This is a genomic window from Streptomyces sp. NPDC033177, from assembly GCF_055577715.1.
On record NZ_JBVIPS010000007.1, the window covers coordinates 44,739 to 64,692 of the forward strand.

Consider the following 19,954-nt stretch of genomic DNA (forward strand, 5'->3'; position numbering starts at 1 on the left):
CCCCCTCTACGCCGCCTCCGGCTGCTCGGCCACGGTCAGCGCGGCAAGGGCCGCCGACACCGCGTCGGCGGCACCCAGGTCGAGCCGAGCGCTGCTGCCCCGCACCTGGTGACGTACCTCGGCCGCGGCAAGCGCGAGCAACTGGGGCAGCAGATCTGTACATCTGCGCGCCACCCAGCCGGTGCCCGCGGTGGCCAGCCACAGCAGGCTCGCCGACCGGGTGGGCGACGGCAGTTGGGGCTCGCGCGAGGGCGGGCTGCCCGCCGCGAGGCCCCGGGCGGCGAGCAGGGCGTGGAAGCGGGCGGCGACCAGGCGGTGGCCTCGCTCGCCGGGGTGCAGCCGGTCCGCGCTCCACAGGGTGCGGTCGGCGACCCACGCGTCGTCCGCGAGGTGCAGGTGCACGGCGCCGTACCGCTCGGACAGTGCGTGCACGACGGCGTTTACCGTGCGTTGCCGCCGGGCCAGCGGGCGGGCCAGCGCGCCGGGCAGCCCGAGCATGGCCCCCGGGTCGGGGAGGCAGGCGGTGAGCAGCGGGATGCCTTGCCGAGCGCAGGCCCCGTAGATCTCGTCGAGCCGCGAGGCCACGCCATGGATGTCGAACGTGCAGCGGAGGGTGTCGTTGACGCCGACGATCACGGACGCCAGGTCGGGCCGCAGCTCCAGCGCCGCGGGGAGCTGGCGCCGCAGCACGTCCGAGGTCTGGGCCCCACTGACGGCGAGGTTGTGGAACCGCGCCTCCCTCTCACCCGCCACAAGCCCCTCGGCCAACAGCGCCGCCCACCCCCGCAGACCCTGCCCCACCGGATCACCGACCCCCTCGCTGAGGGAATCCCCCAGGGCGACAAAACACAGCGGCTTCACGACGCCCATCCCTCACGCGACCCAAACCCGCCACCGGCAGCCCCGCCCCCGGCCCCGGCGTCACCTCCGACTCCCGACCCCGCCTCATGCGCCCCCAGGAACGCGGCGACCGCCTTCTCCCATCCGAAGCACTCGGCACGCGCGCGTGCCGTCTCCCTCCGGGATTCCTCGGGGCGCGCGAGGAGAGCGTGGACGGCGGACGCGAACGCTTCGCCGTTGTCCTTCGCCACCGCACCCGCGCCGCCCACGATCTCCGGAAGCGCCGACGACGCGCTGGCCACCACGGGCGTACCGCAGGCCAGCGCCTCAAGTGCCGCGAGCCCGAACGTCTCGCAGGGGCCCGGCGCGAGGCAGACGTCGGCCGTGGCCTGCAGTGCCGCCAAGGCCGCGCGGTCCGCGACGTGCCCCAGGAACGTCACCGGCAACCGCCGCTGACGCGCCCGCAGTTCGAGGCGGGCGCGCAGCGGCCCGTCCCCCGCCACCACGAGGACCGCCGGAACTCCCCGGCCACGGAGCGCCTCCAGGGCGTCAAGGGCCATGCCCGGCCGCTTCTCCACGGACAGTCGTGAGCACAGGACAAGGAGGGCCTCGCCCCCGCGCGCATGGCGGGCACGCACGCGTGGATCACGCATCGCCGGATGGCTGCCCACCAGGTCGACACCGAGTGGCGCGCGGACGACGTTGCGCGCCCCGATGCGGACGAACTCGCGCTCCGCCCACTCCGTGGTGCACACGACCCGCGCATAGGCGTGCGCCGTACGGGAGTTGAGGGCGTCGGCGGCCCGCAGGGCGGCCTCCCCGGGCATGCCCCAGGTGCTGAGGACACCATGGGCCGTCTCGTGGGAGACCATCACGGCCGGGATCCTGCGGTGCCTGGCCCAGGCGCCGGTCCAGCGCAGGGTCGTACGGTCGGAGACCTCGATGCGGTCGGGGGCGAGGCGTTCGAGGACCCGGGCCACCCTTCGCCGGTCCGTGAGGACGCGGTAGCCGCCGGTGCCGGGCAGCAGCGGGCCCGGCAGGGTCACGACACGGCCATGGTCGGTCTCGCGGACACCGGCCCGCTCGCCGGGGACGATCAGCACGGGCTCGTGCCCGGCCGCGCGGTAGCCGCGCCCCAGTTCCCGCAGCGCGGTACGCAGTCCGCCCGACGAGGGGGCCACGAAGTTCGCGAGCCGCACGATGCGCAGCGAGTCGGCGGGACGCGCGCCGCCCCGAGCCGCCGCCGCACGGTAGGCCGCTTCCCGGTACAGGGCCGCCCTCATGCCGCCACCGCCGTCCGCGCGGCGAGCACCTGGGAGTAGTGGTCGACGAGTTGCTCGCCCACCGCGTCCCAGGTCCGCCCCTCGACGGCCACCCGCCCGGCCCTCCCGTACGCCGCTCGCAGCCCCGGATCGGCCGCGAGCGCCCAGACCGCGTCCCGCACCGCGAGGGCGTCGCGCGGCGGCACCAGGACTCCGGTGCGCCCCGGGACGACGAGGTCGAGCGGTCCGCCCGCGGCGGGCGCGATCACCGGCACCCCGCTGGCCATGGCTTCCTGCACGGTCTGGCAGAACGTCTCGTAGGGCCCGGTGTGCACGAACAGGTCCAATGAGGCGAAGATCCGCGCGAGTTCGCCGCCGGTGCGGCGCCCCAGCATGACCGCGCCGGGCAGCGCCGCCCGGACGGAACCCTCGCTGGGCCCGTCACCGACGACGACCAGGCGCACGCCCTCCAGGGAGCACACCCCGGCAAGGAGCTCGACCTGCTTCTCGGGGGCGAGACGGCCTACGTAGCCGACGATCAGCTCGCCGTTCGGCGCGAGTTCACGGCGTACGGCCTCGTCCCGCAGGGTGGGTCCGAACCGGGCCGTGTCCACGCCCCGAGGCCAGAGCCGCACCCGTGGCACCCCGTGCGCCACGAGATCACGCAGAGCCGCGGACGACGGGGCGAGGGTGCGGTCGGCCGCGGCGTGGACGGCACGGATGCGGCGCCAGGCGGTGGACTCGCCCATCCCCATGTACGTACGGGCGTAGCCGCCCAGATCCGTCTGGTAGACGGCGACGGCGGGTATGCCCAGGCGCGCGGCGGACGCCATGCCGCGCGCGCCGAGGACGAACGGGCTGGCCAGGTGGACGAGTTGGGCCCGGTGCGCGCTCAGTGCCGCCGACAGGCGTCGGCTGGGCAGGGCCACCCTGACCTGGGGGTATCCGGGAAGGGGCAGGGAGGGGACACGGATGACGGGGCAGGGCGCGCTTGCGTCGGCTGCGGCGTCCGCCCCGGCCGGGGTGGCCGGGGCGATGACCAGGGGGTCGTGACCGCGCGCGGCGAGCTGCCGGGCGGTCTGCAGGGCGCAGTGCGCCACCCCGTTGACGTCGGGAGGGAAGGATTCGGTGACGATGACGACACGCATACCCGTGTTGTCGTCCCGCGGGGCGTGGTCACGTCAACGTGGATCTTTCCTGGCGAGGAACGTCCCATGAGCGTTGCCCTCCGCGTGCGCCCCGCCCCGGGGCGCGTCCGGCACTGCCGCCGCCGCGCAGGGAGCTACACCTCGGCCGCGTCGGGGTCGATCCTGCTGCGTACCGCGGTCTGCACCTCGTCCTCCTCGGCGGGGTCCGCGGCGAGCCTTCTGAGCTGGGTGACCACGCGGGCGTCGCCGGTCTCGGCGTGCCGTGCGGCGACCTCGCGGGTGGACTCCTCGCAGTCCCACAGGCACTCGACGGCGAATCCGGCGGCGAAGGAGGGGTCGGTGGCGGCGAGCGCGCGGGCCGCGCGGCCACGGAGATGGGAGGAGGCGGTCTCGCGGTAGACGTGTCGCAGGACGGGGGCCGCGCAGGCGATGCCAAGCCGTCCCGCGCCGTCGACGAGTGTCCAGAGAGTAGGTGCGTCCGGGCCTTCGCCGCGGACGGCCTCGCGGAGCGCGGCGAGCACGAGCTTGCTGTCCTGGGCGCCGCCCCTGCAGGCGAGCACCCGTCCCGCGGCGGCGCCGAGCTCGTCGGGCCGCTGGGCCCAGCGGCGGGCCCGTTCGACGGCGGCGACACTGCGCATCCGTTCGAAGGCCTCGGCCGCGGCGTCCACGACAGCCCGTGACGGGCTCTCCACCGCGAACTCGATCAGGTCGAACACGTCGGGGTCCTGGGCGTCGGCGAGGTAGCGCAGGGCCGTGCCGCGCGCCCCGTCGGAGCCGTTGCGGGCGGCTTCGAGGATCTCGGCGCGATCTTCGGGCCCGGCGACCGCGCTCAGGCAGCGGGCGGCGGGCACATGCAGGACGGCTCCGCGTTCGAGCCCTTCCTGTGCCCAGTCGAAGACGGCCTGGACGCTCCAGCCGGGGCGCGGCCCGGAGGGGCGCATCTGTCGCTGCCAGCGGTCGAAGGAGCCCTGTTCCCGTGCGGCGCGCACGCGGGCGCCGACAGCCTCCCGGGGGTCCTCCTCCCACAGCCGCCAGGGCCGGGGTTCGTAGGCGTCGCGCACGACGGCGGCCAGTTCGGCCTCGCCCTCGGCGTCCGAGGGGAATCTGGCGAGCACGGGCACGGCGAGGGCGCGCAGGCCCGCGTCGTCGTCCCGCAACGCCAGTTCGTCCAGGGCCCAGGCCCAGTTGGTGCCGAAGGCCGCGTAGCGACGCAGCAGTTCGAGGGCGTCATGCCTGCCGTACGAGGCGAGGTGCCCCAGGACGGCGAGTGCCAGGCCGGTGCGTGAGTCGTCCGTGTTCAGGACGTCCTCGGGGTCGAACAGATGCCGCTCGATCTCCTCGATCCCGCCACGGAGATCGAGGTAGAGCCTGGCGTAGTAGAGGGAGCGGTTCTCGACCTGCCAGTCGTGGCGTGGGTCGTGGAGCACGCAGGTCTCCAGGGCGGCGAGCGCCTCGGACCGGGGTGCGGTGAGTGCGTGCAGGGTGCCGTCGCCGCGGCCCCGCTGCAGCAGGCCGAGCAGCGTACCGCTGGGCGCTATGACCGGATCGAACATGGGAAACAGCCTCACATCAAGCGTCGACGCAACCGGGAATCGTGAATTACCTGGCCGTGCGCCAACACGTCGGGCCGCCCGCCGTCTCTTGCTTGCTGTAGACCATCTTCCTCTGCCTCTCGTCGGTGGCCCGTAGGGATCCCGGACGGGAGGTCCGGGGGCGGGCCGCTCACGGTCCACGCGGTGCGGCAACTCCTGCCCCGCCGTCGCGTCCGTGAATCACGTCGTCATGATGACCCAGCGGTTCACACCGCCGCGACCACATTTCCAGCGCCCCCGTTGTTGCTGGTCAGGTACCCCGCTCAGGCCGCCCCGAACAGCTCGAGCAGCTCCGTCTTGGCGAACATGCGGGCGGTGTCCACCGCCGACGGCGTGCCCGCGGCCGGATCCGCTCCTCCGTCGAGCAGCGCCCGGATCACCGCGTCCTCGCCCTTGAAGACGGCGCCGGCGAGCGGCGTCTGCCCCCGGTCGTTGGCACGGTTGGCGTCACCGCCCCGCTCCAGGAGCGCCCGGACCGCGTCCGCGTGGCCGTGGTAGGCGGCGAGCATCACGAGCGAGTCGCCGCTGTCGTTGGTGAGATTCGCCGGAACGCCTGCGTCCACGTACGCGGCGAGGGCCGCGGTGTCGCCCTGGCGCGCCAGATCGAAGATCTTGGTCGCCAGCTCCACGACTTCCGGGTCGGGGGCTTCGCTCATGACCAGACCGCCTTTCGACTGCGGGGTGACTTCGGGGATAGGTACGGCGCCCGATGCAGCCGTACGAGTGAATCGACAGGGTACTGCCCGTCCGGGCACATGACGGGGCGCGCCCGCGGCAAAGATCACGAAGGCACCCGGACGCCTCCCGAAGTCGCGCTCAGGAGGCCCATCAGACCTCCGCCATTCGAGGGAAATCCGCGAAAATTCCCCCATTTGCACCTTTTATCGTATGGATACATGCTGTGAACCTGGAACAACTCATGGTGACTGTCCCCACCAACCAGGAGAACCGTCATGATCCTTTCCATCTCGGGCGTCGTGCTGCTCGGCATCATCGTCTTCCTGTTCTTCCGCAAGGACGGGCTCAAGGCGTCCCACGCCGTGGTCTGCGCGCTCTTCGGCTTCTTCATGGCGGGCACCGCCATCGCCCCGAGCATCAAGGCCGGCAGCGCGAGCCTGGCGAGCCTCCTGGGCGGGATCAAGTTCTGACGCCTCCTGCCCCCCGCAGCACTTCGTTCGCACCATCTGGAGACTGACGTGGCCCGGCGCCCCCTCCCCCGCATCCTGAGCAACGGCACCGCCTCGATCGCCCGCAGCCGGGAGTTCGCACGGTCGGCCGCCGACAGCGCCACCGATGTCCTCCACCCGCTGATCACGATCACTCGTGGACTGCGCCGCCTTGCGGGTGCCGGGCGGCGCAAGTGGGCCGACACCCCCAAGGACCGGCGCGGACCGCTGCTGTTCCTCGCGGCCTCCGTGATCCTGGTCGTGACCCTCATGCCGTACGGTCCGCTGCTCGCCGCCATCTGCCTGATGGCGGCCGCCGCGTGGACCGGCCGGGAACGCACGGAGCCGGCCCCCACCGGCCCCGACGAGGCGCAGACCCAGCGGCTGCAGTCCCTCTACGAAGCGCTCGTGCCGTACTTCTCGGTCCCCGAGGACCCGGCGCCGCTCTTCGCGCACGGCGGGGAGTGGGACAAGGCCCTCACGTCGTACGAGTTCGACGACGACGGACGTGTCTCCCATCTGGTGGTGCGCTACCCCGCGTACTTCACGGACGGCGAGGCCGAGTCCCGCACCCGCATCGAGCAGCTGCTGCACGCCAAGGCGGGCCGTGGCCGCGAGTACCACTTCGAGTGGGACGAGGAGGGCAACCAGCTCACGGTGAACGTGCTGGCCCCGCTTCCCACCGACATCGCCGCCCAGCGGTTCGTCACGGCCCCCGGCGAGACCGTGCTCGGCTTCACCGATCCCACCGGGGTCCAGCGCACCCTCCCCGTGGCGGACGGCGACACACAGCGCGACGTGCCCCCCGTCGTCTGGCGCACCGGCCCCCGCTCCACCGAGCCGCACCTCCTGGTGGTCGGCGAGCCCGGCAGCGGCACCACCACCCTGCTCCGTTCCGTCGCCCTGCAGGCCCTGCAGCACGGCGACGTCCTGATCGTCGAAGGCAGCGGCATCGGCGACTACGCCTGCCTGACCGGGCGTGACGGCGTCCTCGCCATCGAGTGCGGGCTCGCCGGAGCCCTGGCCAGCCTGGAGTGGGCGGCGCACGAGACGGAGCGTCGCCTCATCTCCGCCAACCGGGCCCGCCAGGCGGGCCATCCCGCCCCCGAGGACACCAAGCGCCCCCTGTGGATCCTCATGGACCGCCCCAGCGTGCTCGGTCACCTCGCGGCCGCCGACGGACGCAAGGACCCGCAGTCCCTGCTCCAGGTGCCCCTGCGGCACGGCAGGGCGGCCAACGTCACGGTCGTCGTGGCCGACCAGTTCGACAGCCTCGACGCCCTGAGCGACCCGGTGCGCCAGCACACACGCGCGCGCGTGGTGCTCGGCCCCACGACGCCCGACCAGGTGGAGGACATCCTCGGGGTGCCGCCGCGCACGACGCCCACCTGCGACGTCCCGCCCGGCCGCGGGTACGCCCGGCTCGGCACGGGTCAGGTGCACCGGCTCCAGGTGCCCGCGACGCCCGACCCGTACGACGACGCGACGAGCGAGGCCCACCGCCAGGCGGTGACGGAGCTGCTGCCCCCACGCAGCGCCCCCGCCGACGCAGGGACGGCCACAGAAGAGCCGGGCACCGAGGTCGTCGCCGATCCCGACACGGCGGCGGTGAAGCCGGGCGCGCAGCCGGAGCCCGTGCCCGCCGAAGGCTGACGCCTCACCGCGGCCCGGGGCTCAGGCCACGAAGGACCGGGACGCCTCCACGCCCCCGCCCGCCCCTGTCTCCACAAGCCGCGCGGCAGCGGCGAGGCGCACCGCCGCCTCCTCGGCCACCGCGCCTCCCACGGTGAACGGCAGCCGCACATACCCCTCGAAGGCTCCGTCCACCCCGAAGCGCGGCCCTGACGGGACCCTGACCCCGACCCGTTCGCCCACTTCGGCGATGCGGGAGCCGGAAAGGCCGCCGGAGCGCGCCCACAGGGTGAGGCCGCCCGCCGGTACCGCGAACTCCCATTCGGGCAGTTCGCGGCGGACGGCGGCAACCAGGGCGTCGCGGTTCTCGCGGGCCTGCGCCCTGCGGACCTGCACGGCCGATTCCCAGCCGCCGGTGCTCAGGAGCCAGTTCACCGCCAGCTGTTCCAGGACCGGGGTCCCCATGTCGGCGTACGCGCGTGCCGAGACGAGGCTGCGGATGACGTCGGGCGCCGCCCGCACCCAGCCGATGCGCATGCCCGCCCAGAAGGCCTTGCTGGCCGAGCCGACGGTGATGACGGTCGAGCCCGCCGGGTCGAAGCCGCAGACGGGGCGCGGCATCGTCAGGTCGTCGTCGAGCTGCAGCTCGATCATGGTCTCGTCGACGACGAGGACCGTGCCCGCCGAGCGCGCGGCGTCGACGAGCTTGCGTCGCTGGTCCTCGGAGGCGAGGGCTCCCGTGGGGTTGTGGAAGTCCGCGACCACGTAGGCGAGCCGGGGTGCCGCGTCGCGCAGCACCTGGCGCCAGCGGTCCATGTCCCAGCCCTCGAGCCCCTCGGACATGGCGACGGGGACGAGACGAGCGCCCGTCTCGCGCATCAGCTGAAGAATGTTGGCGTACGACGGGGACTCGACGGCGATGCGTTCGCCGCGCGGCGCGAACAGATGACAGATCGCGTCGATCGCGCCCATCGCGCCGGTCGTCACCATGATCTGTTCGGGCATCGTCGGGATGCCGCGCGCGGTGTAGCGCTCGGCGAGCATCTGGCGCAGCGCGGGCAGACCTGCCGGGAAGTCGCCGTGCGTGTGCGCGTACGGAGGGAGTTCCTCCAGGGCGCCCTGCACGGCGCGGGTGAGCCAGGGTTCCGGCGCGGGCAGCGCGGCGCAGCCGAGGTCGATCATGGAGCCGAGCGCCTCGGGCGGGAGGGGTTCGAGGCCGCGCGCGGGCAAGGGGTTGCCGGCCGGGACCGCGGTCCAACTGCCCGCTCCCCTGCGGGATTCCAGGAAGCCTTCGGTGCGCAGCGCCTCGTACGCGGCCGCGACCGTGGTCCGGCTGACGGCGAGGGACACGGCGAGCTCACGCTCGGCGGGCAGCCGCGCGGCGACCGGCACACGTCCTTCGAGGACGAGCATGCGGACGCCGTCGGCCAGGGCGCGGTAGGCGGGCGGGCGGCGCGAGCCGGGGCCCGCGGGGCGCGTCTGCTGAGAGGTGAGCAGCCGGGCGAGCTGTGCGGCGCCCACCGCCGAAGTCCACTGAGCCATGATTCCCAGTCCACCTTCCTGGAATTGGCCATGGTTGGTATCCCTTTACGAGCCACAGAGTGTCATGCGTCAGGCCACCACCACCAGCAGGGGGGCATCTCTTGTCCACGACCAAGCCACATCTCGCACGACGGCTGATCCAGTTGTACGTCGGCCTGGCGCTCTACGGCGCGAGCTCGGGGCTGTTGGTGGTGGCCGGACTCGGCCTCGAACCGTGGAACGTGCTGCATCAGGGCCTCGCCGAGCTGACGGGGATGTCCATCGGCGTGGTCTCGATCTTCATCGGCGCGGCGGTGCTGCTCCTGTGGATCCCGTTGCGCCAGCGACCCGGACTCGGCACGGTCTCCAACGTCTTCGTCGTCGGCCTCGCGATGGACGGCACCCTCGCGCTGATGCCGGACGCGCACGCGCTCGGCGCCCGCATCGCGCTGCTCGTGGCGGGGATCGTCCTGAACGGCGTGGCGACCGGGCTCTACATCGCCGCGCAGTTCGGGCCGGGCCCCCGGGACGGCCTGATGACGGGCCTGCATCAGCGCACGGGCCGCTCGATCCGGCTGATGCGGACGCTGGTCGAGGTGGCCGTGGTCGCCACCGGCTTCGCCTTCGGGGGCACGGTGGGCATCGGCACGGTGCTCTACGCGCTGGCGATCGGTCCATTGGCCCAGTTCTTCTTGCGCGTCTTCGCCGCCCCTGCTCCATCCGGGGGAGGCGTGGTGGCTGCCGGCGGGCAACCGGAGCGCGCGATACTGCAGCGGTGACCAAGCCCGTACGCCATCCCTATCTCGACCATCCCGGCCCGCTCGCCTTCGCCCACCGCGGCGGGGCGGCGGACGGCCTGGAGAACACCGCCGCGGCGTTCCGGCGCGCGGTCGGCCTGGGCTACCGCTACATCGAGACGGATGTGCACGCCACGTCGGACGGCCGCCTCGTGGCCTTCCACGACGCGACGCTCGACCGGGTCACGGACACGGCCGGGCAGATAGCCGACCTCCCCTGGAGCGCCGTGCGCCACGCGCGCGTGGCGGGCAGCGAGCCGGTGCCCCTCTTCGAAGAGCTCCTGGAGTCCTTCCCCGACGTCCGCTGGAACGTGGACGTCAAGGCCGGACCCGCCCTGCTCCCGCTCCTCGAACTGCTGCGCCGCACCAACGCCTGGGACCGCGTGTGCGTCGGCTCCTTCTCCGAGGCCCGCGTGACCCGCGCCCAGCGGCTGGCGGGCCCGCGCCTGGCCACCTCGTACGGCACGCGGGGGGTGGCGGCCCTGCGGCTGAGCTCGTTCGGCGTCCCGGCCGGCGTGCGCCGCTCCGCGGTCTGCGCACAGGTGCCCGAGACACACGGCGGGATACGTGTGGTGGACCACCGCTTCGTCCGCGCGGCCCACGCGCGCGGGCTGCAGGTGCACGTCTGGACGGTGAACGACGCCGGACGCATGGCCGCTCTCCTCGATCTCGGTGTAGATGGCATCATCTCTGATCACATCGAGACGCTGCGCGAAGTGCTGAAGGACCGGGGAGCCTGGGCCTGACCGCCTCCGGGGCGGCAGCGGCCAAGGGGACCAGCGAGGGGGCACGGGTGGGCACCGACACCGTGCGGGCAACGCCACCTGCCGACGAGAGCGCCGCCGAACGACGGCGGGAGCAGCGCGGCTGGTACTTCTACGACTGGGCGTGCTCCGTCTACTCGACCAGCGTCCTGACGGTGTTCCTCGGCCCGTACCTGACGGAGATCGCCAAGTCGGCCGCGGACGGCGACGGATACGTCCACCCGCTGGGCATCCCGGTCAGCGCCGGGTCCTTCTTCGCGTACGCGGTGTCGGCGTCGGTGATCCTGTCCGTCGTGGTCATGCCGATGGCGGGCGCCGCCGCCGACCGTACGGGCCGCAAGAAGCCGCTCCTCGCGGTGGCCGCCTACCTGGGGGCCGCGGCGACGGCGGGCATGTTCTTCCTGGACGGCGACCGCTATCTGCTCGGCGGCTTCCTGCTGATCGTCGCCAACGCCTCGCTCGCCGTCTCGATGGTGCTCTACAACTCCTACCTGCCGCAGATCGCGCCCCCACAGGAGCGTGACACGGTCTCCTCGCGCGGCTGGGCGTTCGGTTACGCGGCGGGGGCGCTCGTCCTCGTGGCGAATCTGGTCCTGTTCCTGGCCCACGAAACCTTCGGCGTCTCGGAGTCGACGGCCGTGCGCATCTGTCTGGCCTCCGCCGGCGTGTGGTGGGGCGCCTTCACGCTCATACCGCTGAGGCGGCTGCGTGACCGCAAGGTGCCGCCTTCCGCGGCGTCGGCACGCGGCTGGCGGCAGCTCGCGTCGACCGTGCGCGACATGCGCCGCCATCCGCACACCCTGTCCTTCCTGCTCGCCTACCTCGTCTACAACGACGGCGTGCAGACGGTGATCTCCCAGGCGTCCGTCTACGGCTCCGAAGAGCTCGGTCTCGGCCAGTCCACGCTGATCGTGGCGGTACTCCTCGTCCAGGTGCTCGCGGTGGCCGGGGCGCTCGCCATGGGTCGCCTCGCACGGACGTACGGCGCCAAACGGACCATCCTCGGTTCACTCGTCGCGTGGACGGTGACGATCGGGGCGGGATTCTTCCTGCCCGCGGGCGCGCCGGTGTGGTTCTTCGTGCTCGCGGCGGGGATCGGTCTGGTGCTCGGGGGTTCGCAGGCGCTCTCGCGGTCCCTGTTCTCGCACCTGGTGCCCGCGGGCAAGGAGGCCGAGTACTTCTCCGCGTACGAGATCAGTGATCGCGGGATGGCCTGGCTTGGGCCGCTGATCTTCGGCCTGACCTATCAGCTCACCGGGAGCTACCGGGACGCGATCGTCTCGCTCGTGGCCTTCTTCGTGATCGGTTTCGTCCTGCTCGCGCGGGTACCCGTAGGGCGCGCGATCCGCGACGCGGGAAATCCCGTACCCGACAGGATTTAGCAACTGAAGCCAAAGGGCGGTAGTGTACGCGTTTGGCTTACCAGGCGGACCGTTACTGCGCGCTTAAGATTCAGAAACGCAGGGTGACATCCTCTGTCAGATGTGACATACCGGGCGCTGGTGGGTACAACAAGGGGCGGCATACGACGGCGACGCATGACCCTTAAACGGGAATCTTTACCGCCGACCGGACGTTGACCGGATGACGACGACAGCGACACCTGTCCTGTGGGCGACAAGCCCGGGAGGCACGATTCATGAGTGAGCGAGCTCTTCGCGGCACGCGTCTCGTGGTGACAAGCTACGAGACCGACCGCGGCATCGACCTGGCTCCGCGCCAGGCCGTGGAGTACGCATGCCAGAACGGACATCGTTTCGAGATGCCGTTCTCGGTCGAGGCGGAGATCCCGCCGGAGTGGGAGTGCAAGGTCTGCGGGGCCCAGGCACTCCTCGTAGACGGCGACGGACCTGAAGAGAAGAAGGGGAAGCCTGCGCGTACGCACTGGGACATGCTCATGGAGCGCCGTACTCGAGAGGAACTCGAGGAGGTCCTGGAGGAGCGCCTCGCGGTTCTCCGGTCAGGAGCCATGAACATCGCGGTGCATCCGCGGGACAGCCGCAAGTCCGCCTGACGGCGGACTGAACAACACCGCACACGAAGGCCGGGGCCACTGCTGAGCAGTGGCCCCGGCCTTCGTGCTGCGTCCTTCGTGCTGCTCCGGACCGCTCAGCGCGGAGGCAGCTGCGGGTCGTCCGGGTGCGGGCCGCGGGGCGGCCGCTCGTCGTCCCTGATGACCTCGCCCTGGACGACCTTGCCGTCCGGACGGCGCATGCGCGCCTGCTGGAAGGCGTCGCCGAGACCGCCCTGGGTGGCCGCCTCACGGACCTTGCGCTCGAAGGTCTTCTCCGCCTTTCGGCTGACGGCCTTTTGGACGGGTGGCACCAGCAGAAGCAGGCCGAGGGCATCGGAGATCAGCCCCGGCAGGATGATCAGCAGGCCGCCCAGCATCGTCAGGGCATTGCCGCCGCCCCGCTCGGAGGGATGCGGCGCCAGGCCGCTCTGCTGCTGTTGCACCGCCTCGCTCAGCTCGCGGAAGGCGCGGCGCCCGGCGTGCTTGATGACCATGCCGCCGAGCACCACACCGGCCACGAGCAGCAAGAACACCGTGAGCCCGCCGGCGGCGCCCGCCACGACGGTGAGCAGCCAGATCTCCAGGACCAGCCACGCGGCGATGCCGAGCGGCAGGAACCTGAGGACGCGGGAACGCCGGGGCCGGGCAGGTCGGGTGGGCGGTACGCCAGTCGTCATGGCTCCAGTGTGCCTGGACACGGCTCAGACCGGCATAAGGGAATGATCAACAAGCTTCGTCCGCCGGAGCGACGATCAGGGCTTCTTGCCGTCCTTGTAGGGCTCCTGCGCCCCTTCGGCGTCCTTGCGGCCCAGGGCACGGCCCACACGGCCCACCCGCTCGCCCACGCCCCACGCGGTGACCCGCCACAGCGCCTCGGCCACGATGTCCTGGCTCATCTTGCTGTCGCCGTGCTCCCGCTCGACGAAGGTGATGGGCACCTCGACGACGTGATAGCCCGCCTTGATCGCGCGGCGCGCCAGGTCGACCTGGAAGCAGTACCCCTGCGAGGCGACCTCGCCGAGGCCGATGCCTTCGAGGGTCTCGCGGCGGAAGGCGCGGTAGCCACCGGTGACGTCGCGGATCGGCACGTCGAGCATCAGGCGGGAGTACGTGCTGCCGCCGCGGGAGATGATCTCGCGGTACTTGGGCCAGTTGACGATCCGTCCGCCCGGCACCCAGCGCGAGCCGAGCACGAGGTCGGCGCCCTTGAGCGCGGTGAGCAGCCGGGGCAGTTCCTCGGGCTGGTGGGAGCCGTCGGCATCCATCTCGACGACCACGCCGTAGCCGTTGTCCAGGCCCCACTGGAAGCCCGCGAGGTAGGCCGCGCCGAGGCCTTCCTTGCCCTTGCGGTGCAGTACGTGCACGTTCTCGTCGTCGGCCGCGAGCTCGTCGGCGATCTTGCCGGTGCCGTCGGGGCTGTTGTCGTCGGCGACGAGGATGTGCGCCTCGGGCACGGCGACGCGGACACGACCGACGATGGCCTGGAGGTTCTCCGCCTCGTTGTAGGTCGGAATGATCACCAAGGCCAGGCCGAGCGGGCCGAACTGCCTCCCCTGGTCACCGGTTTCGGAGACCGCACCGCCGTCGTTCACTACTGCCCCTTCGTTCGTACGCAGAGGACCACCATAGTGGCCGCTCCCCGCACGGCCACGGCGGCACGGGCGGTGGAGGGGAGTACTGCGGATCGGGGCCCGGCACCCTTCGGGCCGACCTGGGGCCCGCTGGCTGCGGGTCGACCGAGAGCCGTTGTCTACTGAGCGTCCGGGCCCCACCCGGGTCACACCTGCCGGCCCGGTGGAACGTTCCCTCGCTTCCGCGGCGCGGGCGCTGGACCTGGCTCCCAGTGGTGGTGCGCCGGTGCGGCACACCGCCCATGGCCCAGCGGCGTTCGACGGCTGCGTGGAATTTCTCCGGTCGGACGTCCTTTGGTGGACCCGGCCGAACCTACCGGCCGACGGCCGCGTTCTGTCAATAGCCATGTGACCTGGGCCGATTCCAAAGACAGCCAGGTCAGTGCCGAGGATACGCAGGTCGTGCGACGCGACAACGGGCCGCGATCGGCGGTACGCACCGCCGGGACATCACTCGTCCGGCCGTACGAAGACCGGCTGTCCGAAGACCACCGTGCGCAGACAGACGGGGAGTTCGGCGCCCGGCGAGAGGTCCGGCAGTCCGGGCGTCCCGGAGCGCGGATCGGTCGACCAGCGGGCGACCCGGTCGTCCGGCGCCTGGACGACGAGCTCGGCGGTGCGCCAGACGGCGTAGTCGGCGGGCGCACCCGGCACCAGGACACCCGCGTCGTCCCGGCCGATGGCCCGCCAGCCGCCGCGGGTATGGGCCGTGAAGGCGGCGCGCACCGACACGCGGTGGTCGAGGGTCTGGTGGAACGCGGCGGCGCGGACGGTGCCCCAGGGGTCGAGGGGGGTGACGGGGCTGTCGGAGCCGAAGGCGAGCGGGACGCCGGTGCGCAGGAGGGCCGCGTACGGGTTGAGGGTGCGGGCGCGTTCGGCGCCCAGGCGCTGGACGTACATGCCGTCGTCGCCGCCCCACAGGGCGTCGAAGGCGGGCTGCACGGAGGCGGTGAGGCCGAGCTCCGCGAAGGCGGCGATCGTCTCGGGGGTGAGCATCTCGGCGTGCTCGACACGGTGCCTGGCGGCGCGGACGCGGGCCAGGCCGACCTTCTCGGACGCGGCGCGGATGCCCTCGACGACGGCGGTCACCGCGGCGTCACCGATGGCGTGGAAACCCGCCTGGACCCCTGCGTCGGTGCAGGCGACGACGTGCGCGGCGACGGCGGCCGCGTCCAGGTAGGCGGTGCCGGTGTGGCCGGAGTCGGCGTAGGGCTCGTGCAGGCAGGCGGTGTGCGAACCGAGGGCCCCGTCGACGAAGAGGTCACCCGCGGCGCCGATGGCCCCCAGTTCCTTTGCACGGGCGACGCCTTCCTCGCCCTGCTGCGCCCAGTAGCCGACGACGCGCGGCCCGGCCTCTTCGGCGGCGAGGCGCAGCAGCCCGGTGAGGTCGTCCTCGCTGGAGATCTCGGGGCCCGCGCACTCGTGCACGGAACCGATGCCGAGGGACGCGGCACGTCGCAGCGCCGCCCGCTGGGCCTCTGTGCGCTGCTGCGGGGAGAGCGCGCCGAGGGCCGCGGCGCGCACCGCGTGATGGGCGTCGCCGGTCAGCGGCGCGTCCGGGCGGAATCCGGTGCGCGCGGTGATGCCGGGGACGAGGTCGAGCAGTGCTGTGGTGACGACTGCCGAGTGGACGTCGATGCGGGTGAGGTAGAGGGGACGGCCACCGGCAGCCTCGTCGAGTTCCGCGCGCGCTGGCGGACGGCCGTCCGCCCAGCGGGCCGAGTCCCAGCCGTGGCCGAGCAGAACCCGGTCGTGCGGCCGGGCGGCGGCGTGTTCACGTACGAGAGCGAGCGTTTCACCGAGGGAGCGGGCACCCGTCAGATCCAGGCCCGTCAAGGCGAGGCCGGTCGACGTGGTGTGCACATGCGCATCGGTGAACGCGGGGGTGACGAGCGCTCCTTCGAGGTCGACGACCTCATCCACACCGTCGGCGAAGGCGTCGGCCGCGCCCTCGGATCCCACCCAGGCGACGTGCCCGCGTTCGACGACCATGGCCGTGGCGAACGGATCGGCGGGGCTGTGGACGTCGCCACCGCGCAGCAGCACGGTGCGGTGGCCCTGAGGGCCGTTCTGGGGGGTGGTGCTCTCGCTCATGGGACCAGTCTGGCCCCTGCCCGTGCGGGCCCCGCGCAGGGGTCACCCACGGGCGGCTCAGACCTGCGGAGGCCTGGCCTCGTACGGCGTGGAGAGGACGACCGTCGTCCGCGTGGAGACGCCGGCAAGCGCTCGCAGACGGCTCAAGAGATGCTCCAGTTCCAGTGGAGTCGCCACCCGCACCTTGAGGATGTAGTTCTCGTCGCCCGCCACGCTGTGGCACGCCTCGATCTCCGGGACGCCCGCGAGGCGTTCGGCGATGTCGTCGGGTGCGCTGGGGTCGAACGGCTTCACCGAGATGAACGCGGTGAGCGGCAGGCCGACGGCCTCGGCGTCCACGACCGCGGCATAGCCGCGGATGACGCCGCGCTGCTCCAGGCGGCGCACCCGCTGGTGCACGGCCGATGTGGACAGGCCCGTGGCCTTGCCCAGGTCGGTGTAGCTCATCCGCCCGTCCTTGACGAGCAGCTGCACGATCTGTCGGTCCAGCTCCTCCATGCGCCGAACCTACAGGGCTCTTGATCCCTCCGGATACCGGTAGGCGCGACGGCGGCATCTTCTCGGGGCATGTGACGAACGCCACATACCTGCGACCGTGTCCAAAGGGATGTCACGATTACGTCTACGACGGGACGGGAAGTGCTTGCTGTGGCCGAGGCCGCAGCGCCTTCTCGGCCCACCCAAGGGGGAGAGTCCCATGCAGAATCTGAAGCGCCCCGGTCGCACTGCCCGCAGCAAGCAGCAGCGCTCCGACGAATCCGCGTCCGCACTCGTATCGGAGGGCGTCGAATCGGGTGAATCCGAGTTCGACGCGTACGACACCTTCGAGATGTACCGGGTGACGTGCCCGGACTGCGCACAGCCCATCGCGCTCCTGGCCGACGAGGACGTGCTGCCCGAGCACGCGCTGTGCGCCCAGCCGTGGAACCCGTTCGGACTCACGGTGTGTGCGGGCACGGGGCGTGCCGCGGCCGACGCCGAGCCCGCCGACGAGTCGATGGAGGCTCAGGAGCAGGACACCGCCCTGCTCCTGACGCTCCCTCAGGGACTTGACTGGCGGACACAACCGTTCTCGCACGTCGGCGGCCAGGGCTCGCGACCGCTGCGCGTCGTGCCCCAGCCGGACCGCCGCTCCGCGGCCTGAGGACTACCAGTAGCTGCCCTGCACCATGGCCGTCAGGCTGGCGTGGTGCAGGATCAGCGTGTCCGGGTCCTCGGGGACCGCGGCCTCGCCGAAGTGCACCTGGCGGTAGGCGACGCGCAGCATGACGATGGCGTGCCGCAGCGCCGCGTACAGCGTGTAGAAGTCCATGGACCGGGGCGTGTGGCCGGTGAGCTGGGCATAGCGGTCCTCGATGGAGTCGCGGCGCAGGAAGCCGGGCAGGCCCTCCTGCCCGAAGCTCACCGTCAGGTCCTGGAAGAAGCGGTGCAGATAGACCGTCCAGCCGAGGTCGACCTCGCGGGGTGCGAGTGCCGCCATCTCCCAGTCCAGCACGGCCACGGGGTCGAAGCCGTCGTAGATGACGTTGCCGATGCGCGCGTCACCCCAGTTGAGGACGGGCTCGCCCTCGTCGTCCGGCCACTGCTCCTCGAGCTGCTCGAAGGCGCGCTCGATGAGAGGTGAGCGGGGCAGGCCGTCGATCACCCAGCCGTAGTAGGCGCGTTGGGCGTCGACGTGTCGGCGCAGCGCACTGCCTGCGCCGGGCAGGGCGAGGAACTCGGCCTCGGCGACGGGCACTTGGTCGTGGAGGTGGGCGATCAGGCGGATCGACGCGTCCTCCAGGTGCGCGCGCTCGGCGTCGCTCGCCGCATGGAGCCAATTCCCCTCGTACGTATAGGGCATGACGTCGGGCGGCACGCGTCCCTCGACGCGCTCCATGACGAAGAAGGGCGCGCCGAGCGGCCCCGGGTCCTCCTCCAGCCACAGGACGCGCGGCACCGGCAGATCGGTGTGGTCGGCGACGAGCCGCATCGTGCGGTGCTGGCGCGGCAGGTCGTAGACCGGGAAGATCGTGTACGCGGCCGGGTCCGCCGCCACGCGCAACGCACAGGCTCGCAGAAACGGTTGAGGGTGCTCGATGTCGAAGAGGAGGGTCTCGCTCGACATCCCGTTGGACTCGGGCACCCGCACTCCGGTGGCCTTGGCACCGGGCAGCCGCGCGCCGAGCCAGGCCGTGAGCCTGCGGGCGAGTTCCTCGGGGTCGCGAGTGGTGGTGCGCAGGCGGGGCCTGCTGGGTTCTGTCGCCATCGCGGATTCCTCTCAGGGCGCGACCGATGCGAAGCCGGTGAAGCCGCTAGGGTCGTGGCGGCCGAAGCTGCCGTGCTCGAAAATGCCGTACCCGGTCTGGCCGTTGAGGGTGAAGCGTGCGGCGTGGTCGATGACTCCATACACGGCCATCGGGTGCGCCGCCGGATCCGACAGGTCGTACGTGCGGCGGTCGGTCCAGCCCCGTCCCTGCCAGGTGCCGTGCTGCCAGTCGTCCGCGGGCGGGTAACCGGCGCCCACGGCGAGGGGCAGGGAGGCGAGGATCTCGACGCCGAGCTCAAGGGGCTTGCGGTCGTGCGGGTCGGTGAGGTGGATGACGGCGCGCTCGGGGTGCCGGGTGCCGGAGCGGTAGGTGATGTCGGCCTGGGGCCAGCCGAGTTGGCGGTCGCGCTCCCCGGGCCGTACGACCGTGGCCTCGTTCAGGGAGCGGTGGCCGTCCGCGTCCTCCTGGGTGATGACCATCAGGAAGCGGTCGTCGAAGCGCACCGGGCTCCAGATCCAGTGGAAGCCCTCGGTGCCGAACTCCTCCTCCAGGCGCCCGCGTTCCTCGCCGGGTATGGGCCGCACTCCCCAGCTGCGGTCGCGGGTGGCGGTCCACTCCCCCGCCGCCACCGCGATGTCCTCGCCACCGACGCGGATCACCCCCGCGCAGGTGCCGGCCTGGACGAAGCGGCGCCCTTCGAGGGAGAGCCGGTCGCCGCGCCGCTGGATGTGGTGCGGCTCCCAGAGGGCGGGGAAGCCGGCGGTCCACGTGATGTCGTACGAGAGGGATTCGGGGTCGGCGGGATCGGCGGCGCATGTCAGGCGCAGCCGCCGCAGCGGCTCCTCGACGGTGATGGTCAAGGGACCGACGGAGAGGTTCATCCGGTCGTCGCCGAGCGCGTCTGACGCGCGTACGGCGTGGAGCGTATCCCCGCTGCGCAAGGTGGCGTACGCGTCGATCACACCCACGTTCGGGTAGACACCGAGCCCGAGGATGAGGAGCGCGTGACCCTGGTGATCGAAGAGGTGGAAGATGCAGCGGTCGTAGGCGTTGCGGTCGCCCGTCGCGACCTGCTTCATGGACAGCGGGACCTGATGGATCGGGTACTCGTCGAGCGGGACGGGGCGGTCGTCTGCCACGGCAAACCTCCCTGGGCGCGCGGTGTTTGACGGGCGCGCGGCCGATGCCGGGCCCCCGGCGCGGAGTTGACGGTACGTCAGACCGCGTGCCGGAGCCAGACACGT

Annotated in this window: 19 protein-coding genes; 7 read left to right on the forward strand and 12 right to left on the reverse strand. The window is 72.2% G+C overall.

Features of this window, described 5'->3' with window-relative positions; genetic code table 11:
* Window positions 1-6: 6 nt before the first annotated feature.
* The 5 genes from ACZ5U5_RS23905 to ACZ5U5_RS23925 form a co-directional block, all read right to left on the reverse strand.
* On the reverse strand, window positions 7-861 hold the full coding sequence (locus tag ACZ5U5_RS23905) for an SGNH/GDSL hydrolase family protein (protein WP_469025102.1): 855 nt from the start codon (window positions 859-861) through the stop codon (window positions 7-9).
* Window positions 858-2,123: a glycosyltransferase gene (locus tag ACZ5U5_RS23910; RefSeq protein ID WP_469025104.1), complete on the reverse strand. Its 1,266-nt coding sequence runs from the start codon at window positions 2,121-2,123 to the stop codon at window positions 858-860. The genes ACZ5U5_RS23905 and ACZ5U5_RS23910 overlap by 4 nt, the downstream gene beginning before the upstream one ends.
* Window positions 2,120-3,250 (reverse strand): glycosyltransferase family 4 protein, encoded by a 1,131-nt coding sequence (locus ACZ5U5_RS23915; RefSeq protein WP_469025107.1) that lies wholly within the window; start codon window positions 3,248-3,250, stop codon window positions 2,120-2,122. Before ACZ5U5_RS23915 ends, ACZ5U5_RS23910 begins: the two co-directional genes overlap by 4 nt.
* A 134-nt stretch (window positions 3,251-3,384) precedes the next feature.
* Entirely contained in the window at window positions 3,385-4,803 is a 1,419-nt protein-coding gene (locus ACZ5U5_RS23920; protein WP_469025110.1) for a HEAT repeat domain-containing protein, read from the reverse strand.
* 302 nt (window positions 4,804-5,105) lie between these two features.
* On the reverse strand, window positions 5,106-5,498 hold the full coding sequence (locus ACZ5U5_RS23925; RefSeq protein ID WP_160503704.1) for an ankyrin repeat domain-containing protein: 393 nt from the start codon (window positions 5,496-5,498) through the stop codon (window positions 5,106-5,108).
* A 297-nt stretch (window positions 5,499-5,795) separates the two neighbouring features.
* On the opposite strand from ACZ5U5_RS23925, the gene ACZ5U5_RS23930 reads away from it, so the two are divergent.
* Window positions 5,796-5,990, forward strand: a complete 195-nt coding sequence (locus ACZ5U5_RS23930; protein ID WP_160503705.1) for a hypothetical protein — start codon at window positions 5,796-5,798, stop codon at window positions 5,988-5,990.
* A 48-nt stretch (window positions 5,991-6,038) separates the two neighbouring features.
* Window positions 6,039-7,661 (forward strand): ATP-binding protein, encoded by a 1,623-nt coding sequence (locus tag ACZ5U5_RS23935; RefSeq protein ID WP_469025114.1) that lies wholly within the window; start codon window positions 6,039-6,041, stop codon window positions 7,659-7,661.
* 21 nt (window positions 7,662-7,682) lie between these two features.
* Here the strand turns inward: ACZ5U5_RS23935 and ACZ5U5_RS23940 are convergent, their stop codons facing one another.
* On the reverse strand, window positions 7,683-9,182 hold the full coding sequence (locus ACZ5U5_RS23940; RefSeq protein WP_469025116.1) for an SCO1417 family PLP biosynthesis transcription factor: 1,500 nt from the start codon (window positions 9,180-9,182) through the stop codon (window positions 7,683-7,685).
* A gap of 101 nt (window positions 9,183-9,283) precedes the next feature.
* On the opposite strand from ACZ5U5_RS23940, the gene yczE reads away from it, so the two are divergent.
* The 4 genes from yczE to ACZ5U5_RS23960 all read left to right on the forward strand — a co-directional run bounded on the left by yczE (window position 9,284) and on the right by ACZ5U5_RS23960 (window position 12,736).
* On the forward strand, window positions 9,284-9,940 hold the full coding sequence (gene yczE / locus ACZ5U5_RS23945) for a membrane protein YczE (protein WP_469025119.1): 657 nt from the start codon (window positions 9,284-9,286) through the stop codon (window positions 9,938-9,940).
* Entirely contained in the window at window positions 9,937-10,704 is a 768-nt protein-coding gene (locus ACZ5U5_RS23950; protein WP_469025121.1) for a glycerophosphodiester phosphodiesterase, read from the forward strand. The genes yczE and ACZ5U5_RS23950 overlap by 4 nt, the downstream gene beginning before the upstream one ends.
* Window positions 10,705-10,751: 47 nt before the next feature.
* Window positions 10,752-12,104: an MFS transporter gene (locus tag ACZ5U5_RS23955; RefSeq protein ID WP_469025124.1), complete on the forward strand. Its 1,353-nt coding sequence runs from the start codon at window positions 10,752-10,754 to the stop codon at window positions 12,102-12,104.
* 257 nt (window positions 12,105-12,361) lie between these two features.
* The gene (locus ACZ5U5_RS23960; RefSeq protein WP_030360404.1) at window positions 12,362-12,736 is read left to right on the forward strand and encodes an RNA polymerase-binding protein RbpA; all 375 of its coding nucleotides are present in this window, start codon (window positions 12,362-12,364) and stop codon (window positions 12,734-12,736) included.
* Window positions 12,737-12,831: 95 nt separating this feature from the next.
* Here the strand turns inward: ACZ5U5_RS23960 and fxsA are convergent, their stop codons facing one another.
* The 4 genes from fxsA to ACZ5U5_RS23980 form a co-directional block, all read right to left on the reverse strand.
* A complete protein-coding gene (gene fxsA, locus ACZ5U5_RS23965; RefSeq protein WP_469025126.1) occupies window positions 12,832-13,413 on the reverse strand; it encodes an FxsA family membrane protein in 582 nt (193 codons plus the stop codon).
* A gap of 75 nt (window positions 13,414-13,488) precedes the next feature.
* Window positions 13,489-14,328 carry a polyprenol monophosphomannose synthase gene (locus ACZ5U5_RS23970; RefSeq protein WP_469025129.1) on the reverse strand — a complete coding sequence of 280 codons (840 nt, stop codon included), beginning with the start codon at window positions 14,326-14,328 and terminating at the stop codon, window positions 13,489-13,491.
* 489 nt (window positions 14,329-14,817) lie between these two features.
* Window positions 14,818-16,461: an amidohydrolase gene (locus ACZ5U5_RS23975; protein WP_469025131.1), complete on the reverse strand. Its 1,644-nt coding sequence runs from the start codon at window positions 16,459-16,461 to the stop codon at window positions 14,818-14,820.
* A gap of 57 nt (window positions 16,462-16,518) precedes the next feature.
* Complete coding sequence (locus tag ACZ5U5_RS23980) at window positions 16,519-16,959, reverse strand: Lrp/AsnC family transcriptional regulator (RefSeq protein WP_160503714.1); 441 nt, start codon at window positions 16,957-16,959, stop codon at window positions 16,519-16,521.
* Window positions 16,960-17,158: 199 nt separating this feature from the next.
* On the opposite strand from ACZ5U5_RS23980, the gene ACZ5U5_RS23985 reads away from it, so the two are divergent.
* Complete coding sequence (locus tag ACZ5U5_RS23985; protein WP_469025134.1) at window positions 17,159-17,605, forward strand: hypothetical protein; 447 nt, start codon at window positions 17,159-17,161, stop codon at window positions 17,603-17,605.
* A 3-nt stretch (window positions 17,606-17,608) separates the two neighbouring features.
* Here the strand turns inward: ACZ5U5_RS23985 and ACZ5U5_RS23990 are convergent, their stop codons facing one another.
* Both ACZ5U5_RS23990 and ACZ5U5_RS23995 read right to left on the reverse strand, forming a co-directional pair.
* Complete coding sequence (locus ACZ5U5_RS23990; protein ID WP_469025137.1) at window positions 17,609-18,709, reverse strand: phosphotransferase family protein; 1,101 nt, start codon at window positions 18,707-18,709, stop codon at window positions 17,609-17,611.
* A 12-nt stretch (window positions 18,710-18,721) separates the two neighbouring features.
* Window positions 18,722-19,849 carry an Rv3169 family protein gene (locus tag ACZ5U5_RS23995; protein ID WP_469025140.1) on the reverse strand — a complete coding sequence of 376 codons (1,128 nt, stop codon included), beginning with the start codon at window positions 19,847-19,849 and terminating at the stop codon, window positions 18,722-18,724.
* Window positions 19,850-19,954: the final 105 nt, after the last annotated feature.

Excerpts from the sequence above, each read along its gene's own strand:
- ACZ5U5_RS23910 (WP_469025104.1), bottom strand. The coding sequence starts at position 2,123 with ATGAGGGCGGCCCTGTACCGGGAAGCGGCCTACCGTGCGGCGGCGGCT.
- ACZ5U5_RS23915 (WP_469025107.1), bottom strand. The coding sequence starts at position 3,250 with ATGCGTGTCGTCATCGTCACCGAATCCTTCCCTCCCGACGTCAACGGG.
- ACZ5U5_RS23920 (WP_469025110.1), bottom strand. The coding sequence starts at position 4,803 with ATGTTCGATCCGGTCATAGCGCCCAGCGGTACGCTGCTCGGCCTGCTG.
- ACZ5U5_RS23925 (WP_160503704.1), bottom strand. The coding sequence starts at position 5,498 with ATGAGCGAAGCCCCCGACCCGGAAGTCGTGGAGCTGGCGACCAAGATC.
- ACZ5U5_RS23930 (WP_160503705.1), top strand. The coding sequence starts at position 5,796 with ATGATCCTTTCCATCTCGGGCGTCGTGCTGCTCGGCATCATCGTCTTC.
- ACZ5U5_RS23940 (WP_469025116.1), bottom strand. The coding sequence starts at position 9,182 with ATGGCTCAGTGGACTTCGGCGGTGGGCGCCGCACAGCTCGCCCGGCTG.
- ACZ5U5_RS23960 (WP_030360404.1), top strand. The coding sequence starts at position 12,362 with ATGAGTGAGCGAGCTCTTCGCGGCACGCGTCTCGTGGTGACAAGCTAC.
- fxsA (WP_469025126.1), bottom strand. The coding sequence starts at position 13,413 with ATGACGACTGGCGTACCGCCCACCCGACCTGCCCGGCCCCGGCGTTCC.
- ACZ5U5_RS23975 (WP_469025131.1), bottom strand. The coding sequence starts at position 16,461 with ATGAGCGAGAGCACCACCCCCCAGAACGGCCCTCAGGGCCACCGCACC.
- ACZ5U5_RS23980 (WP_160503714.1), bottom strand. The coding sequence starts at position 16,959 with ATGGAGGAGCTGGACCGACAGATCGTGCAGCTGCTCGTCAAGGACGGG.
- ACZ5U5_RS23985 (WP_469025134.1), top strand. The coding sequence starts at position 17,159 with ATGCAGAATCTGAAGCGCCCCGGTCGCACTGCCCGCAGCAAGCAGCAG.
- ACZ5U5_RS23990 (WP_469025137.1), bottom strand. The coding sequence starts at position 18,709 with ATGGCGACAGAACCCAGCAGGCCCCGCCTGCGCACCACCACTCGCGAC.